The organism is Mobilicoccus caccae (assembly GCF_030161635.1).
GTDB classification, from domain to species: Bacteria; Actinomycetota; Actinomycetes; order Actinomycetales; family Dermatophilaceae; genus Mobilicoccus; species Mobilicoccus caccae.
Genome location: NZ_BSUO01000001.1, coordinates 2703336 through 2720533, shown reverse-complemented (window position 1 = coordinate 2720533; position 17198 = coordinate 2703336). Strand labels below are relative to the sequence as shown.

11 protein-coding genes and 2 pseudogenes are annotated in these 17198 nt (G+C 68.1%); 10 read left to right on the top strand and 3 right to left on the bottom strand.

The window, feature by feature from the left end; genetic code table 11:
* Nucleotides 1-23 precede the first annotated feature (23 nt).
* Nucleotides 24-2150, bottom strand: a complete 2127-nt coding sequence (locus tag QQK49_RS13380; protein WP_284304347.1) for a glycosyltransferase — start codon at nucleotides 2148-2150, stop codon at nucleotides 24-26.
* 118 nt (nucleotides 2151-2268) lie between these two features.
* Here QQK49_RS13380 and QQK49_RS13375 point away from each other — a divergent pair, with 118 nt between their 5' ends.
* From QQK49_RS13375 to QQK49_RS13365, 3 genes are read left to right on the top strand one after another with little or no spacing between them, the layout of a single operon-like run.
* On the top strand, nucleotides 2269-3039 hold the full coding sequence (locus QQK49_RS13375; RefSeq protein WP_284304346.1) for a hypothetical protein: 771 nt from the start codon (nucleotides 2269-2271) through the stop codon (nucleotides 3037-3039).
* Nucleotides 2955-3767 carry an O-antigen ligase family protein gene (locus tag QQK49_RS13370; RefSeq protein ID WP_284304345.1) on the top strand — a complete coding sequence of 271 codons (813 nt, stop codon included), beginning with the start codon at nucleotides 2955-2957 and terminating at the stop codon, nucleotides 3765-3767. Before QQK49_RS13375 ends, QQK49_RS13370 begins: the two co-directional genes overlap by 85 nt.
* Nucleotides 3768-3777: 10 nt before the next feature.
* Nucleotides 3778-4779, top strand: a complete 1002-nt coding sequence (locus QQK49_RS13365) for a Wzz/FepE/Etk N-terminal domain-containing protein (RefSeq protein ID WP_284304344.1) — start codon at nucleotides 3778-3780, stop codon at nucleotides 4777-4779.
* A gap of 10 nt (nucleotides 4780-4789) precedes the next feature.
* On the opposite strand, the pseudogene QQK49_RS13360 reads toward QQK49_RS13365, so the two are convergent.
* Together QQK49_RS13360 and rfbB are read right to left on the bottom strand one after the other, a co-directional pair.
* Nucleotides 4790-6183, bottom strand: a pseudogene (locus QQK49_RS13360) (sugar nucleotide-binding protein).
* A 35-nt stretch (nucleotides 6184-6218) separates the two neighbouring features.
* The gene (gene rfbB, locus QQK49_RS13355) at nucleotides 6219-7217 is read right to left on the bottom strand and encodes a dTDP-glucose 4,6-dehydratase (RefSeq protein WP_284304343.1); all 999 of its coding nucleotides are present in this window, start codon (nucleotides 7215-7217) and stop codon (nucleotides 6219-6221) included.
* Between the two features lie 76 nt (nucleotides 7218-7293).
* Here rfbB and rfbA point away from each other — a divergent pair, with 76 nt between their 5' ends.
* The 7 genes and pseudogenes from rfbA (at nucleotide 7294) to QQK49_RS13320 (ending at nucleotide 17113) form a co-directional block, all read left to right on the top strand.
* Nucleotides 7294-8196 carry a glucose-1-phosphate thymidylyltransferase RfbA gene (gene rfbA / locus QQK49_RS13350; protein WP_284304342.1) on the top strand — a complete coding sequence of 301 codons (903 nt, stop codon included), beginning with the start codon at nucleotides 7294-7296 and terminating at the stop codon, nucleotides 8194-8196.
* 160 nt (nucleotides 8197-8356) lie between these two features.
* A complete protein-coding gene (locus QQK49_RS13345) occupies nucleotides 8357-9325 on the top strand; it encodes an acyltransferase family protein (protein ID WP_348536263.1) in 969 nt (322 codons plus the stop codon).
* Between the two features lie 361 nt (nucleotides 9326-9686).
* A complete protein-coding gene (locus QQK49_RS13340) occupies nucleotides 9687-10754 on the top strand; it encodes a glycosyltransferase (protein WP_284304341.1) in 1068 nt (355 codons plus the stop codon).
* Nucleotides 10755-10856: 102 nt separating this feature from the next.
* Nucleotides 10857-11873: a UDP-glucose 4-epimerase GalE gene (gene galE / locus QQK49_RS13335; protein ID WP_284304340.1), complete on the top strand. Its 1017-nt coding sequence runs from the start codon at nucleotides 10857-10859 to the stop codon at nucleotides 11871-11873.
* Nucleotides 11874-12134: 261 nt separating this feature from the next.
* Nucleotides 12135-15792 (top strand): annotated as a pseudogene (mfd, locus tag QQK49_RS13330) (transcription-repair coupling factor).
* Between the two features lie 99 nt (nucleotides 15793-15891).
* Nucleotides 15892-16467, top strand: a complete 576-nt coding sequence (locus QQK49_RS13325; protein ID WP_284304339.1) for a hypothetical protein — start codon at nucleotides 15892-15894, stop codon at nucleotides 16465-16467.
* A gap of 7 nt (nucleotides 16468-16474) precedes the next feature.
* On the top strand, nucleotides 16475-17113 hold the full coding sequence (locus QQK49_RS13320; protein WP_284304338.1) for a nucleoside triphosphate pyrophosphohydrolase: 639 nt from the start codon (nucleotides 16475-16477) through the stop codon (nucleotides 17111-17113).
* The last annotated feature ends 85 nt before the right edge of the window (nucleotides 17114-17198 follow it).

The following is a 17198-nucleotide window of genomic DNA, read 5'->3' as shown; positions in this document are numbered from 1 at the left end:
CCAGGACGCGGGGGCGGGGGCGGTCATCGCGCGAACACCTCGTCGCGCACGTTGCGATATTTGTCGATCATGACGGCCTCCGTGTATCGATCGAGCACCCGCGCCCGTCCGGCGTCGCCGATCCGGCGGCGGGCTCCGTCGTCTCGCAGCAGCGGCTCCAGCGCTGCCACCCACGCGTCCACCGTGTTCGGCTCGACGAGGACACCCGCACCCCCGTGCAACACCTCGGGTACTGAGGCGACCGCCGAGGACGCGACCGGCAAACCCGCTGCCATCGCCTCGAGAATCGTCATGGGCTGAGCCTCGAAGCGGCTGCTCGTGCAGAACAGGTCGGCACCGGCCAGCACACCCGCAACGTCGGTGCACCATCCGCGGAGTCGAATGCGCTCGGTCAGGCTCGCCGGGATCGCGGCACGGATGGTGTCACGGTCCGGGCCGTCGCCCCAGATGTCGAAGACCCACTGCAGGTGTTCGAGCCTGCTGAGGGCGCGCACCAGAAGCGGAACCTGCTTGAAGTCGGCCAGCCGCCCGATCGAGACCACTGTCGGAGCGGTGCGCTCCTCCTCGGTGGACTCCGGCTCGAACCCTGAGGGGTCGATACCGTTAGGCACTACCCAATAGCGCCCTCGGTCGAGTTTCTGGTGGACGGCATGGTCGCGCCGGTGTCCCTCCGCCAGGTAGATCATGCCGTCCGCCAGGCGCATCAGAGCAGAGTCTCCCGATCTGAAGACCGGGCTGTCGGGTGCCGCGTAATGGTGATTGGCCACCACCCACCGGGCTCGTGGCGCGTTCGCGGCCCTCCATGCGGCGCCATAAGCCAGTTCGATTCGCGTGGTACCCGTGATGAGCAGGGTCCGCGCGCCCGCGTCCCTGGCCACCGAGTGGTAAGGGGCAACCCGGACATCGACGTTCGGGGCGACGTGCTCTCTGAGGTCACCCTCGGCCTGCAGGAGGCGCAGGGTGACCTTCTCTCCCGCGGCAGCAAGCCCGTTCGCCAGGGCGACGCGTTGCCGCTCCGCGCCGCCGAACGAGAGGGTCGGTGAAGTGATGACGAAGTCGGCGGCGGAGGCGCGGCGAACCCGGCGCTTGGAGGGCTGCAGGCGGTCAATGGCCGCCGTGCTGATCTCGAAAGCTCGACCCGAAGCTCGTCCGTGGTGAATCGTCAGGTACCGGACCCGGTTCTCCTGCAACAAGGTTGCGCTTCGCGAGGTCGCCGCGGCGACGTCACTGACGGTGCCTGCTGCCCGGTGGACGATCCCCTTCTCGGGAACGGACGCCAGTGTGTACCCCTGCGAGCGGGCTCGCCGGCACCAGTCCGCTTCCTCGCCGTAGAGGAAGTAGCGTTCGTCGAACTCGCCGACAAAGAACCAGGCGGCGCGCGAGATGAGGAGTCCCGCACCTGTGAGATACCCGTTCACCTCGTGGGGCTGTCGGGCGTAGGCCATCGAGAGCACCGAAAGGCGGCCCAGCCGGTCCTCCCATCCGGCATAGTTCACGAGTTGACGCAGCAACGTGGGCTCTCGATGCGCGTTGTCCCACGGGCGGTGCCGCTCATCCGCGATCCATGGTGCCGCAGCAGCGACGTCGGCGGATCGGAGTGCCTCCCGGCAGCCGGTCAGGTCACTGACCAACTCCGCGTCCGGATTGAGGAGGAAGAAGGTCGGAGAGTCTGACATCCGCACGAGGCGGTTCACCGCGGCCGCGAAACCGATGTTCTCGTCGTGGAAGGTCCAGCGGACCTCGGGCCGCGTCGTCGAGAGCCTGCGGATGTCGGGGCTGCCGTCGGAAGCGTTGTCCCACACATACACGGTGCTGTCGGGAAGGTGCCGTTCTACCGATTCGAGGCACCGCTGGAGGAGATCGGCCCGGCGGTAACTGACGATCAGGACGTCGGGTGAAGTGGGTCGTTTCACGCTGGCTCCCTTCGAGGTATGCGATCGGGTCCGTCGACGTATCGAGCCGAAGTCGCTTGCCACCCAATCGCATACGGGGGCCTGCAGCCAATGGGTGGTCCCGTCCGAGGTCCATCCTGGCGTGCCCCGGCCGTAGCGCCAAAGTCGTGGGCCCGCCTGACTGAGTATCGCCCACCCAAGGCCCCGGTGAGAGGGGGCGGGGATCCGGCGCCCTCCGCTACCCTCGAAGGGCCTCATGCGGCGGCGGCGAGACCGCAGTCCGCTCGAGGGGTGGAAGGCGGGGCGAGAGGAGGGCTCGATGACTGGACCCGTGACGAGGCCAGGCGTCGATGCCCGACCCCGCGGGGACTCGCCGGTGGCGTACCTGGGCTTCGGCGCCGCGGTACTGGCGGTCTTCCTGAGCGCCATGGGCGACTCGATCGTCCCGATTGCACTCCCGGTCGTGGTTCTACTCGCGATGTACCTGTTCACCCACCCGCGCATCGTGGTCATCCTGCTGATGGTGGTGTGGGCCGGCCCCGTCGATCAGATGCTTCTCCAACGTCCAGTCGGTGGCCTTCGCGTGACTGCGGGGTTGCTCCTCATCGGTATCGGTCTGGGCTGGGTGATCGTCTCGCGACTGACCGGGCGAGGGCCGCGCCGCCGGGATGCGGGATATGCCTTCCTGGGGCCATTCGCCCTCTTCTTCGTCGCGCTCGCCATCTCCATGGGAACGGCCATCGTCGGAGGAGAGGCTCGTGGGGCGGTCGTCAACGCCGGCCTGGCCTGCATGGGTGGTCTCGTCTACTTCCTTGCAAGAGATGCCTATTCCGGCGAGCCGGAAACCCTGGCCCGGCACATGGTGATCACCACGGGTATTTGCGCGGCTGTAGTCGTCTTCGGAGTGGCTACAGGCCTCGATGTCCTGTATGGGCGTCAGATCGGCTATGTCCTCACGGGCGGGCTGGCGCGTGAGGCCGTGCGCATCGATCCGCCGTTGTTACGGCTTCTGAGCATCACCATCCTCATGCTCGGGCCGGGGAAGGTGTTGTCGTCCGGTCGATGGCGACGTTGGCGTCTCCCACTGCTTTTCGCCATGCTTCTGGCGGAGGTGCTGAGCCTCACCCGCAGCACCTGGGCCCCCTGATCCTGGCCACCGTTCTCATCCCGGTGATCGCGGTGCGTCGACGCAAGTTGGTCGTTCTGGGCCGGTACATGGCGGTGATGACCCTGGCCCTGGTCCTGGCGCTGACCGGCGCATCGGCGGGGCTGTTCGGAGATCAAGGGCGTGTGGCGGCCGAGCGCCTCTACAGCGCCACCCAGGCCTCCGCACTCACCGACAACAGTCTTGAGGACCGCCTACAGGAGAACGAGGCGGCACTCAAGACGATCCAGGAGCACCCCGTCCTCGGTATCGGCATCACGCGTGAGTTCGGCATCCTGGGTCGCATCCCGGATCCGATCGACGAGAACTTCAGCCTGTACGGACCACAACGGTTCATTCACCAGAGCTACCTGGGTCTGTGGATGTGGTTCGGGATCCCCGGTGTAGCGGCCATCGGGTGGCTGGCCGTCGCCCTGGTGGGAATGGGGCGGCGCATCCTGTCGGTGGGGACCGTGGCACGTCATGCACCGATCGCGGCGCTGGCGGGACTCATCGTCCTCGGAGTCAGCTCCACGTTCCAGACCAACATCATGTACCCGCCGGCCCACCTCGCTCTGGGCCTCGGCTTGGCCTATATCGAGACCTGGTGGAGGGGGCGGGCCGCATCGATCACGGCGCGACAAGACGTTCGAGGGCGAGCCGTCCAACCCCGTATGAACGAAGCTCCAGACGCTTCACAACGCAAGACGCCAACTCAGATCGTTCACTGAAGGGACGCTCATGACCATCGCCGACCTCCGTCGCGCCCTATCTCGGAGCTGGGTGCTGCTCCTGGTCTTCGTGCTGCTCGGCGCCTTGGCGGGACTGCTGGGCTCGCTGCTGTCGCCCGCCTCCTACCAGAGCACCGCCAGGACCACCGTATCGGCGAACTCCACCGAGGGGGACGTGGGGGCTCTGTACCAGGTGACCCAGGCGATCCGCGTGATGATGCCGCAGTACACCTCCTGGGCCACCAGCGAGGAGGTCCGACAGAAGGCACTGACGGCGGCGGGTGTCCAAGACGAGGGCATCTCAGGTACGGACATCGCGTCCTCGCCGGACTCCACCGTGCTCACCTGGACGACGACGGGCACCGACCCCGCGGAGGTGCAGAAGTTCCTCGACGCCTCGGTGGCAGCCTTCCAGGAGAGGGTCCACAGCGCATCTCCCCGAGCCGAGGGCCAGCCCGTCGTGACGATCCAGGTTGACGCGCCGGCGAGCCCCGCTGAGCGGGCCAGCCTAATTCCGCGACCGCTCGCCATCGCGCTCGGCGCTGCCGTCGGCTTCCTCGCGTGGTTGTTCGTTGCGCTGTCCCGCAGCCACGACGACAAGCTGGCCTACAACCCCGAAGAGGTCGAGAAAGCCCTGGACGCCGTTGTCGTCAGCGAACTGCGCGGCGACGCGTCGTCCCGTCGCCGTGCCTGGCAGTACCTCGCCAGTTTCATGTCAGAGCGATCCGCTCCCGGGCCGGTGCTGCTCCTCGGCACAGGAAGCACCCCCAGTTCCTCCGACGCGGCTCAGTTGGAGACGGCGCTCGCGGAATGCTCCGGCAGCGACGGGTACCGCGTCACCTCCGGTCGACTCGGCGCAGCCACGACCTCGACGCAGGTCGCCGCCGCGACCGGCACCGTCCTCATGCTGACGCAGGGAAAGGACGACCTCGACGCTCTACGTCCCGAGGTGCGCAGCATGCGGACGGTGGCCAAGGGCCCGGTCGCTACTGTGCTGGATTCGAGGGCGTGAGCCATCAACTTCAGCTGGCGTCCCCGGCGCACGCGCCGGTCAGCCGGTCACGCGCCGGGGGCGGGATGAAGCCGGTCGACCGGATCTTGTCCAACCGGAGAGCGCTGTGCATCGGTCGGAGTGCCATGTCCTTGCCGGCGGCGTACTCGGCAGAGCCCACCCGCGACACGTCGCCACTGGAGCGACCGCACAGTTCGAACACGTCGGCGGCGATGTCGGCCCAACTCTGCACGGGGCCCGCGTTGGTGAGGTTGTAGGTGCCGTAGCCGGCCCCCGACTCCAACAGGTGCACGATGCCGGCAGCGATGTCCTCCGTGAAGCTGAGACGGCCGAACTGGTCGTCGACCACCGACGGACTGATGCCCTTCTCGGCGAGCTTCCTCATCGTTGCGACGAAGTTCTTGCCCTCACCGACGACCCAGCTGGTCCGCACGATGTAGTGACGCGGATAGCCCGCGACGATCGCATCACCCGCGGCCTTCGTCTGCCCGTACACTCCGAGCGGACTGAACGCCTCATCCTCGTCGTGCTCCTCCGCCGTCCCGTCGAATACGTAGTCGCTTGAGACATGCACCAGCGGCACACCGCGCTCCGCCGCGAGCCGGGTCAGGTGCGCCACCCCGGTGACATTCGTCGTCCACGCCTCCCGGCGGCCCTCCGCGCTCTCCGCCGCATCCACCGCCGTGTAGGCCGCGGCGTTGACTACGGCCGACACGTCCCGCCACTCGATCCGATCCAACGACTCAGGGTCGGCCAGGTCGGCCTCCGCACGGGGCAGCGCGATTGCCCCCGGGAGGGCCTGCTGCAGGGCTCGACCGAGCTGTCCACCCGCCCCGAGGATCAACGGGCGAGGGGCCGTGACAGGGCGGGAGTCTGCCAACACCGGGTGCGTCCGGTCCGCGTCCGACACCGTCGCCCGCTCCAGCGGGATCGGCCAGTCGATGCCGAGCACCGGATCGCCGAGCTGCACGAACGTGTACCGCTCCTTGGCCTCCGGGCTCCAGTGCTCGTTGACGAGGTAGGCGTACGCCGTGGCGGGCTCGAGGGTCTGGTAGGCGTTGCCCACCCCCGAGGCACGAACACCGCGGTGTCCGGACCGATCTCCACGGTGACGACGCGCCCGTGCGACTCGCCCTCGCGCAGGTCGACCCAGGCGCCGAACACCCGACCGGTCGCCACCGAGACGAACTTGTCCCACGGCTCGGCGTGGATGCCGCGGGTCACGCCCACCTCGTCGTTGAACGAGACGTTTTGCTGCACCGGCCCGAAATCGGGAAGGCCTGCGGCGGTCATCTTGGCCCGCTGCCAGTTCTCCTTGAACCAGCCGCGATTGTCGCCGTGGACGGGCAGGTCGAGGATGAGCAGGCCGGGGATGTCGGTCGTGCGCACGGCGAGGTCGCTCACAGCAGGGGTCCTTCGGGTCGGAGGGGGAGCGGAGGTCACTGGCCCTTGGCCGCGTACTTGGCCTCGGCGGCGGCCTTCTGCACCCGCCACCACGCCTCGTTGTCGCGGTACCACGCGATGGTGTCGGCCAGGCCGGAGCGGAAGTCGGAGAAGCGCGGCTCCCAACCCAATTCGGTGCGCAGGCGGGTCGCGTCGATGGCGTAGCGCAGGTCGTGTCCGACGCGGTCGGTCACGTGGTCGTAGGCGTCGCGCGGCTGCCCCATGAGTTCGAGGATCAGCTCGACGACGTCCTTGTTGTTCTGCTCACCGTCGGCGCCGATGAGGTACGTCTCGCCGATCGTGCCCGCCTCGATGATGCGCAGCACCGCGGCGTTGTGGTCGTCCACGTGGATCCAGTCGCGCACGTTCTCACCGGCCCCGTACAGCTTGGGTCGCACCCCGTCGACGACGTTCGTGATCTGACGGGGGATGAACTTCTCGACGTGCTGATACGGGCCGTAGTTGTTCGAGCAGTTGCTGATCGTGGCCCGCACACCGAAGGAGCGCACCCACGCGCGCACCAGCAGGTCCGAGCCCGCCTTGGTGGAGGAATACGGGCTGGACGGGTTGTACGGCGTCGACTCGGTGAACTTGGCCGGATCATCGAGTGCCAGATCGCCGTACACCTCGTCGGTCGAGATGTGGTGATAGCGCGTGTCGTGCCGCCGCACCGCCTCCAGCAGCGTGAACGTGCCCACGAGGTTGGTGTCGACGAACGGGGAGGGGTCCGACAGGGAGTTGTCGTTGTGGGACTCGGCGGCGAAGTGGACCACCAGATCGTGCCCCGCGACGAGCGGAGTCACGAGTTCGGCATCGGCGATGTCGCCCTGGACGAGCCGCACACGGTTCTCGGGCAGTCCCTCGAGGGTGCGGGGATCCCCGGCGTAGGTGAGTTTGTCGAGCACCGTCACCTCATCGTCGGTGTGATCCACGAGGTGACGGACGAAGTTCGAACCGATGAAACCGGCGCCGCCGGTCACGAGCACGCGAGCCATGGGCGCCATCGTACGGGTGGGCAGGACAACGCTACCGGCGCCCGGGGGCAGACTGGACATGCGTCAAGATGGGTCTATGCGCGGCATCATCCTCGCCGGTGGAACCGGCTCTCGTCTGCACCCGATCACTCAGGGCATCAGCAAGCAACTCGTGCCTGTGTACGACAAGCCGATGATCTACTTCCCGCTCACCACCCTCATCCTGTCCGGGATCTCGGAGATTCTCGTCATCACGACACCCCACGAGGCAGAGGGATTCCGACGCCTCTTGGGTGATGGGTCTCGCTTCGGTGTGGCCATCTCCTACGCGCAGCAACCTGCCCCCGACGGTCTCGCTCAGGCGTTCACCATCGGTGCCGACTTCATCGGGCGCGAGGAGGTATGCCTCGTGCTCGGGGACAACGTCTTCTACGGACCTGGGCTGGGAACGCAGCTCGCTCGGATGCGGGATGTGCAGGGCGGTGTCGTCTTCGCCTATTGGGTCGCCGACCCCAGCGCCTACGGTGTCGTCGAGTTCGATCCCGACGGGGTGGTCCTCGGGATCGAAGAGAAGCCTTCGACTCCGAAGTCCAACTACGCGGTACCCGGCCTGTACTTCTACGACAACGACGTCGTCGACATCGCCCGCAACCTTGAACCCTCCAGCCGCGGCGAGTACGAGATCACCGACGTCAACCGGGCCTACCTCGAACGAGGGCAGCTACGAGTCGAGGTCCTTCCACGCGGCACGGCGTGGCTCGACACAGGCACCTTCGACGCCTTGAAGGACGCCGGCGATTTCGTCCGGACGGTTCAAGCCCGTCAGGGCCTTCAGGTCGGGTGCCCCGAAGAGGCCGCGTGGCGCATGGGCTTCCTCGATGACGGGGAGCTCATGACGCGGGCCGACGCGTTGGCCAAGTCCGGATATGGCCAGTACCTGCGCGAACTCGTGCAGCGGCGGGCTCACGGTCCGGCCGACAGCGACAACCTGCTCGGATGACGGCGCCCGGTGTCGAGACGGGATGACGGCGCCCGGTATCGAGACGGCCGGCGACCGGATCGTCCCAGCTGCGATCCGGTGCGTCACTGGCTGACGCGCTTCACCCCAGCCAGTACGGCCTCAACTCAAACCTCATCCGACTCGTGCTTGCCGACGGCGTATCATCTACCACGCCTTCCGACTCAGCGGGACGCCGATTCCGGGGACCCCGCTCGAGCAAGGGCTCGAGAACATCTGGGTCGATGGTTTCTTCGTCGTCTCCGGCTACCTCATCGTCTCGAGCTGGATGCGACGTCCGCGTGCCACGGACTTCCTCCGGAACAGACTTCTTCGGCTCTATCCGGCCTTCTTCGTGTGCCTCCTGGTGACCGCATTCGTGTTCGCGCCTCTGGGTGCAGCGTTGTCGGGGATCGAGGTGGGCCTCGGCCAACAGGCCCGGTACGTCCTGGTCAACCTCGGTCTGTACATGCGTGAGTACGACATCGGCGGGACTCCATCGGGCGTTCCTTGGCCCGAGGCGTGGAACGGGTCGCTCTGGACTCTCTTCTGGGAGTTCTTGTGTTACCTCGGTGTGCTGACCCTCGGGGTAGTCGGCCTCCTTCGTCGCCGCTGGGCCATCCCGCTCGTGTTCCTGGGCGCGTGGAGCCTGCAGTTGCTTGTCGAGGTCACGCCCATCGGAGACGCTCGCGTACCCCTTGGCCTCTACCGCATCGGCTCTCTGGGAATCGACGACATGGCCCGGTTCGCTGTCACGTTCAGCGCCGGTGCGTTGGTCTATCACGGCCGCAACCATCTGCCGTGTGCCTGGCGGTGGGTCGTGGCCGCGGCTGTCGGTGTTCTCCTTTCGTTGTGGCTGCCGGAGTATCGCCTCGTGGGGGCCCTCCTGCTCGCCTACGCGCTCATCGCTGCGGGGGCGCTCATGCGCCGTCCGTGGATGACGTTGCGGACGGATGTGTCGTACGGCGTCTACATCTATGCCTTCCCCGTGCAGCAACTTCTCGCGATCGTCGGGGTCCACGGATTCGGCGTCCCCGCATATGCCGTGGCGTCCCTGATGCTCACTGTGGTGTTGGCCTACGTGAGTTGGCGGTTGGTGGAGCGACCGGCCCTGGGCTACAAGGCGCGTTGAGAATCCCGCTCTGCCAAGGCGCACAGGACTCCGCGGCCGGAATCCTCCCAGCACGAGGCGCGTTCGTCGGTGGGTCCCGCACGTCCTGATTCCGGCCCTCCGGTGCTGGACCACGCGCCCGACTTGCGTCGGGTGTCGTTGAGTTGCAAGAAGATTCGTCAGAACTCGCGGCGCCACCGGTCCAGTGCGCGACGGCAGGGGCACTGTTCCTGAGCGGGGGCCGGCCTCTGCTACCGTCCAGTGTTGAACGACCATCTTGATCAGATGTCCGACGCCGAGACTCCGACCCGCGCGGTCGGTGAGTCTGAAGTCACAGGAGACAAGGGCGGGTGGTCGCACCGACCTCGACAGCCTGTGGCAGGTGAAGGAAAGACATGACCCGTCGTCTTCTGGTGGCATCGACCGGTGGCCACTTGGAACAGCTGACCCGTTTGCAACCTCGGCTGCGGCCGGTGGCGGGCGACGACGCGTTCGCCACCTTCGACGACCAACAGTCACGTTCGCTGTTGGATGGTCAAGAGGTGAACTTCGTCCCCCGGATCCCCCACGGGGGCTCAGGCAGGCCCTGCAGTGTCTGCCGTACGCCTATCGAATTCTGCGCGAGGGGGAGTACGGGTCACTTGTTTCGACCGGTTCGGCCATCGCTGTCCCGTTCATGCTGGCGGCCCGGAGCCTGGGTATCGAATGCCACTACGTGGAAAGCGCAGCCCGTTCCGACGGGCCGAGCCTGACCGGCAAGATCGTCTCGAGGATCCCAGGCGTGCGCTTGTACTCACAGTACGAGCGATGGGCCGAGGGGCCTTGGGGATACGGCGGGTCGGTCTTCGACGGCTTCGGTCTCGATGAGACCCCTGCGATCCGCGAGCGGTCGGTCGGTCGTGTCGTGGTCACGTTCGGCACCATGCGGGGGTACCCCTACCGCCGCGCGGTGAACGCGGTGCACCGACTGCTGCCCGAGTTCACGACGGCCGACGCCGATGTCCTCTGGCAAGTGGGGGACACCCCTGTGGACGGACTCCCTATCACTTCGTCGAACCTGGTTCCTGCGCGCGAACTGCGTCAGGCCATCGATGACGCCGATCTCGTGATCGCCCACGCCGGAGTCGGATCGTCGCTGCAGTTTCTCGACGCCGGCCACTGTCCTGTCCTCCTCCCACGTTCTGTGAAGCATCGAGAGCACATCGACGATCACCAGTGGTTGATCGCCAACGAGCTCCACGCCCGCAACCTCGCCGTGAGTAGGGATGCAGATGCTCTGACGGTGGATGACATCCGGCTCGCGTTGTCCCGGCGGGTTCTGCATTCGACGGCCACGCCCTTCGCCTTGCGCAGCGACCTCATCGATGCCCGGCCGGGGCAGGTCGATGTCGCCGCACCGGTGACGACGTGGTCCGACCGAGAGCAGACGGCGAGGCGGCGCAATTCGTAAGTGCGGGTGCGGACTTGGCTCACAGCCCGGGTCCTGTGGTCTGAACGCCGGCGCCCTCAGGGTGCTTTGCCTGGGTGGCGTCCGGTCTGGAATGCTCGGCCCATGACCATCCTGGTGACCGGAGGCGCTGGATACATCGGATCTCACACGGTGCTCCAGCTGCTCCAGGGCGATGCAGACGTTCTCGTTGCCGACGACTTGTCGAATGCCTCGCCACGGGTGCTCGACCGGCTGGAAGAATTGTCCGGGCGACCCGTCCCACTCGTCCGAATCGATGTCTCCGACGGGGCGTCACTCGGCGATGTCATGGACGAGTACGAGGTGTGCGAGGTTCTTCACTTCGCGGGTCTGAAGGCAGTGGGGGAGAGCGTCGTCGAGCCTCTTCGGTACTACCGCCATAACCTCGGTTCGACGCTTGCGCTGTTGGAAGCCTGCCAGAGCAGGGAAGTCCGTCGGCTGGTCTTCTCATCATCGGCCACCGTTTACGGGCCGGATGCGACATCACCCGTGACGGAGGGGCGGCAGACGTCCGCGACCAACCCGTACGGGTGGACCAAGGTCATGATCGAGCAGATCCTCCGGGACCTGGCTGTCGCCGACCCCACGTGGAGGATCGGTATCCTGCGCTACTTCAACCCCGTCGGGGCCCATCCTTCGGGCCGGCTCGGGGAGGACCCTCAGGGCGTACCCAACAACTTGCTGCCGTTCGTGGCTCAGGTGGCAGTCGGGCGCCGTGATCATCTGACGATCTTCGGGGACGACTACCCCACTCCGGACGGGACGGGAGTGCGCGACTTCATCCATGTCGAGGATCTGGCTCGTGGACATGTCCATGCCCTGACACACCTGCGCGCTACGGAGGAGCCGGTCAGCACGTTCAACCTCGGCACCGGCGCCGGGACGAGCGTCCGTGAACTCGTTGCCGCCTTCGAGCGGGCCAGCGGTCGCACCATCCCTGTGCAGGTCGCGGAACGGCGGCCAGGTGACATCGCCATCTCTTATGCGGACCCTTCGGTGGCGGAGAGCGTTCTGGGGTGGAAAGCCGAGAAGACCATCGACGACATCTGCAGCGACGCCTGGCGCTGGCAGTCTCGAAACCCAGAGGGATACACCGCCTGATCCGTCCAGGCCGCGGCTGTGTTCGTCACTGATGAGCCAGGGGGAGGCGGTCGACCACAGCCGCCGTATTCAGGCCTTCCCCGCTTGCCGGGCCGCCGGCATCGATGCAGGTGTGAGGGCTGTCGGTGGTGCGTTCTACGCTGGGCTCGACGTTCCGCGGTGACGCCGCGGGGGATGGGTCTCGTGTACGACGGACTCCCGCCTCCTGCTCGTCGGTCGTGGCTCGCCGTCGCCGATCATCACGTCAGGAGTGCCTCACCCATGAGTCTTGCCCGTCTCGTCGACGTGGTGCGCGAGGACCCGGCCGTCGCGCGCGCGGTCGAGCTGGCCCGTGAGTCCGGGCCCGACGGCGCGCTGGTCGACGTCACCGTCGCGCCGGGGCTGCGTCCGTTGCTCACCGCAGCGCTGGCCGGGGGGGGCAGGGGAGTCGCCCACACCCGGCACCGTCCTGGCCGTCACGGCCACGGGCCGCGAGGCCGAGGACCTGGCGGAGGCGTTGTCCTGCTTCCTGGCTCCCGAGCGCATCGCCGACTTCCCCTCCTGGGAGACCCTCCCGCACGAACGCCTCAGCCCCCGCAGCGACACGGTGGGGCGACGCCTCGCCGTCCTCCGCCGGCTGGCCCACCCCGACACCGCCGACCACGGCCCCCTCGACGTCGTCGTCGCGCCGGTGCGCGCCCTGCTCCAGCCCATCGCGGCGGGGCTGGGCGACCTCGCACCCGTGTCGGTCGTCGCCGGGCAGGAATACCCCCTCGACCAGCTCGTCGAAGGACTCGTCGCCGCCGCCTACACCCGCACCGACCTCGTCGAACGTCGCGGTGAGTTCGCCGTGCGAGGTGGGGTTCTCGACGTCTTCCCACCCACCGAACAACACCCGGTGCGCCTGGAGTTCTTCGGTGACGAGGTCGAAGAGATCCGCAGCTTCGCCGTCGCCGACCAGCGCAGCCTCGAGGTCGCCGAAGGCGGACTCTGGGCACCGCCCTGCCGCGAACTGCTGCTCACTCCCTCCGTCCGCGCACGCGCCCGCGAACTCGCCGCCCGCCTCCCCGGCGTGGCCGACCTGCTCGGCAAGGTCGCCGAAGGCATCGCCGTGGAGGGCATGGAATCGTTCATGCCCGCCCTCGTCGACGGCATGGAGACCGTGCTCGACGTCCTCCCCGCCTCCTCCCGCGTGGTGCTCCTCGACCCCGAACGCATCCGGGCCCGCGCCCACGACCTCGTCGCCACCAGCGAGGAGTTCCTCGAGGCGAGCTGGGCCAACGCCGCCGCCGGCAACCACGTCCCCGTCGACCTGCGCGGCGTCCTCGACCAGTCCAGCTACCTCTCCCTCGCCCAGGTGCGCGCCCACGCCCTCATCCACGACCTGCCCTGGTGGACCTTCACCAGCTTCGCCGCCGCACCCATCCCCGCCCCCGGCGAGGAGGACGCGCCCACGACGGAGCGACCCGAGGTCCTCAGCGACGTCGACGACGCGATCCTCACCCTCCGCGTCGACAGCGCCGACGTCACCGGCTACCGCGGCGACAGCGAAGCCGCCGTCACCGACCTGCGTGAATGGGTCGAGCAGCGACGCAAGATCATCGTCGTCACCGAAGGCAAGGGATTCGGCCGTCGCCTTGCCGAACACCTGCTCGACGCCGAAGTGCCGCACCGCCTGCGCAGGGACGCGATCGAGGCCGAGGACGGCGTCGTCGAGATCGTCGCCGGACGCCTCTCCCGCGGCGCCGTCGCCCCGGGAGCCGGGCTCGTGCTGCTCACCGAGGCCGACCTCGTCGGCAACACCGGCGCCGGGGCCGGCGGGTCCACCCGCGACATGCGCCGCATGCCCTCCCGCCGCCGCAACCAGGTCGACCCCCTCTCACTGCGACCCGGCGACCACGTCGTCCACGAACAACACGGCGTCGGCCGCTTCGTCGAGATGGTGCAGCGCACCGTGCAGGGCGCCACGCGCGAGTACGTCGTCATCGAGTACGCCTCCTCCAAGCGGGGACAACCCGGCGACCGCCTGTACGTGCCCACCGACCAGCTCGACCAGATCACCCGCTACGTCGGAGGCGAGGCGCCCAGCCTCAACAAGCTCGGCGGGTCGGACTGGCAGAAGACCAAGTCACGCGCCCGCAAGCACGTCCGCGAGATCGCCGGCGAACTCATCCGCCTGTACAGCGCCCGCATGGCCACCACCGGCCACGCCTTCGCCCCCGACACCCCCTGGCAGCGCGAGCTCGAGGACGCCTTCGCCTACGTCGAGACCCCCGACCAGCTCAGCAGTATCGACGAGGTCAAGGAGGACATGGAGAAGACGGTGCCGATGGACCGTCTGATCTGCGGCGACGTCGGCTACGGCAAGACCGAGATCGCCGTCCGCGCCGCCTTCAAGGCGATCCAGGACGGCAAACAGGTCGCCGTGCTCGTGCCCACGACCCTCCTCGTGCAACAGCACTTCCAGACCTTCTCCGAGCGGTACGCCCAGTTCCCGGTCACGGTCAAGGCGCTCTCCCGGTTCCAGAGCGCCAAGGAACGCGAGGCCGTGATCGACGGGCTGAAGGACGGCAGCGTCGACCTCGTCATCGGCACGCACGCCCTGCTCACCTCCGCGGTGCGGTTCAAAGACCTCGGCCTGGTGATCATCGACGAGGAGCAGCGGTTCGGCGTCGAGCACAAGGAGCAGCTCAAGGCCCTGCGCACCAACGTCGACGTGCTCGCCATGTCGGCCACCCCCATCCCGCGCACCCTCGAGATGGCCGTCACCGGCATCCGTGAAATGAGCACGCTGGCCACCCCGCCCGAGGAGCGCCATCCCGTCCTCACCTTCGTCGGCGGTTACGACGAGAAGCAGATCACCGCCGCGATCCGGCGCGAGCTGCTGCGCGAGGGCCAGCTGTTCTTCGTGCACAACAAGGTGCGCTCCATCGAGAAGGTCGCCTCACGGATCCGTGAACTCGTCCCCGAGGCGCGGGTCGCCACCGCCCACGGGCAGATGGGGGAGCACCGCCTCGAACAGGTCGTCGTCGACTTCTGGGAGAAGAAGTTCGACGTACTGGTGTGCACGACGATCATCGAGACCGGTCTGGACATCAGCAACGCCAACACCCTCATCCTCGACCGGGCCGACACCTTCGGGCTCTCCCAGCTCCACCAGTTGCGCGGCCGGGTCGGACGCGGCCGTGAGCGCGCCTACGCCTACTTCCTCTACCCGCCCGACAAGCCCCTCAACGACACGGCCCACGACCGCCTGGCCACCATCGCCAGCCACACCGACCTCGGTTCCGGCATGCAGGTCGCGATGAAGGACCTCGAGATCCGCGGCGCCGGAAACCTGCTCGGCGGCGAGCAGTCCGGCCACATCGAGGGAGTCGGGTTCGACCTCTACGTGCGGCTCGTGGGGGAGGCCGTCGCCGACTTCCGTGACGGCGGCGGTGAGGAACGGCCCACCGAGATCAAGATCGAACTGCCCGTCGACGCGCACCTGCCGCACGACTACGTGCCCGGAGAACGCCTGCGCCTCGAGGCGTACAAGAAGCTGGCGGCCGTCGAGGACGGCGACCAGCTCGACGGCATCGAGGCCGAACTGCGCGACCGCTACGGCGACTTCCCCGAGCCGGTGAGCAACCTCATCGAGGTCGCCCGGCTGCGCACGGTCGCCAGGCGCGCGGGGGTCGGTGACATCGGCGTCCAGGGAAACCACGTGCGTTTCGCCCCGCTCGAACTCACCGAGAGCCAGAGCCTGCGGCTGCAGCGCCTCTACAAGGGCTCGCTGATCAAACCCGCCACGCGGACCGTGCTCATCCCCCGCCCGAAGACCCGCCCCGTCGGCGGAGCTCCCCTGCGCGACAGGGACGTCCTCACCTGGGCGGCGCAAGTGCTGTCTGCGGTCGTCCTCGACGCACCCGGGGCGCCGGTGGCCGCTTCTCGGAGCTGACGGGTGACAATGGCATCAACCGCGTTCTCCACTCGCAGCGCGTCATCGAGCTACCGAGACACCAGAGACATGGACACGCCACGTCGAAAGGACACGTTCGTGAAGTCCCACCTCAGCCGCCGCGTCGCGGCCGGAGTCGCCCTCTCGCTCTCGCTGGCCCTGGCCGGATGCACCGAGGCCGACCCCAGCGCCGCCGCCCGGGTCGGAGACCGCGTCGTCTCCGAGCGTGACGTCGACACGGCGGTCACCGAACTCGCCGGCCAGCAGATGCCGCAGCCGATCAACGCCGAGGCCGTGACACAGTTCCTCGCCTTCGGCCCCATCCTCAACGAGCACCTGCGTCAGGCCGGGGTGGCCGTCGGGCCGCAGGACGGTCGCAGGCTGCTGCCCGACCCCCAGGCGCAGCTCTCCGAACCCACCCTGCAGGCGCTGAGCACGATGGCCGCGGTCACGGTGGTCTCCGAGGCGCGCCAGGCAGCCGGCCAGCCGGGCACCATGACCGGCAACCCCGAGCAGCTGCAGCGTGTGCTGGCCGCGAGCGACGTGGCGTTCCAGCAGATCGGTCAGGGGCTGGAGTCCGGCTCCATCGTCATCAGCCCCAAGTACGTCAACGAACCCACCAACTGGATCCGACAGGACGCGGAGCAGATGCAGATGCCGCCGCAGGGGCACTGATCCCGCGGTGGACACCCGGCCGGACGACGGCCGTCGCGGGGAGGGGTTGCTCGAGCTCTTGGAGGTGATGGACCGCCTCCGCTCGCCGGGCGGCTGCCCCTGGGACGCCGAACAGACGCACGCCTCCCTCGCGCCGTACGCGGTGGAGGAGGCCTACGAACTCGCCGAGGCCATCGAACACGGGACGCAGGCCGACGTCGTCGACGAACTCGGCGACGTGCTGCTGCAGGTCGTCTTCCACGCGCGCGTCGGGCAGGACGGCCCCGACCCGTTCGACATCGACGACGTCGCCCGCGGCATCGTCGCCAAGCTCCGGCGGCGACACCCGCACGTCTTCGACGGCCTCGCGGTCACCGGCGCCTCGGAGGTCGAGAGCAACTGGGACGCGATCAAGGGCGCCGAGAAACCGCACCGCACCGGGCCGCTCGACGGAATCCCCCACGGGATGCCCCCGCTGGAGCGTGCGACGAAGGTCGCCTCGCGGCTGGATCGGGCCGGGTTGCTGCCGGACTCCGTCCCGACGGACTCGCTCGGGGATCGGATGCTCGCCCTCGTCCTCGACGCACGCCGCGCCGGCAAGGACCCCTCCGCCGAACTCCGCGACGCGCTCCACCGCCTGGAACGCGACGCCACCACCACGACCTGACACCACAGCGCCCAGGGTGGAACCGCCTCTCCTCGCAGACGGTTCGAGATGGGGAAGGGGCGCGGCAGTCGCGTGCCGACCAGCG

Excerpts from the sequence above, each read along its gene's own strand:
- QQK49_RS13365 (WP_284304344.1), top strand. The coding sequence starts at position 3,778 with ATGACCATCGCCGACCTCCGTCGCGCCCTATCTCGGAGCTGGGTGCTG.
- rfbB (WP_284304343.1), bottom strand. The coding sequence starts at position 7,217 with ATGGCTCGCGTGCTCGTGACCGGCGGCGCCGGTTTCATCGGTTCGAAC.
- QQK49_RS13380 (WP_284304347.1), bottom strand. The coding sequence starts at position 2,150 with ATGAGGCCCTTCGAGGGTAGCGGAGGGCGCCGGATCCCCGCCCCCTCT.
- rfbA (WP_284304342.1), top strand. The coding sequence starts at position 7,294 with ATGCGCGGCATCATCCTCGCCGGTGGAACCGGCTCTCGTCTGCACCCG.
- galE (WP_284304340.1), top strand. The coding sequence starts at position 10,857 with ATGACCATCCTGGTGACCGGAGGCGCTGGATACATCGGATCTCACACG.
- QQK49_RS13370 (WP_284304345.1), top strand. The coding sequence starts at position 2,955 with ATGGCGACGTTGGCGTCTCCCACTGCTTTTCGCCATGCTTCTGGCGGA.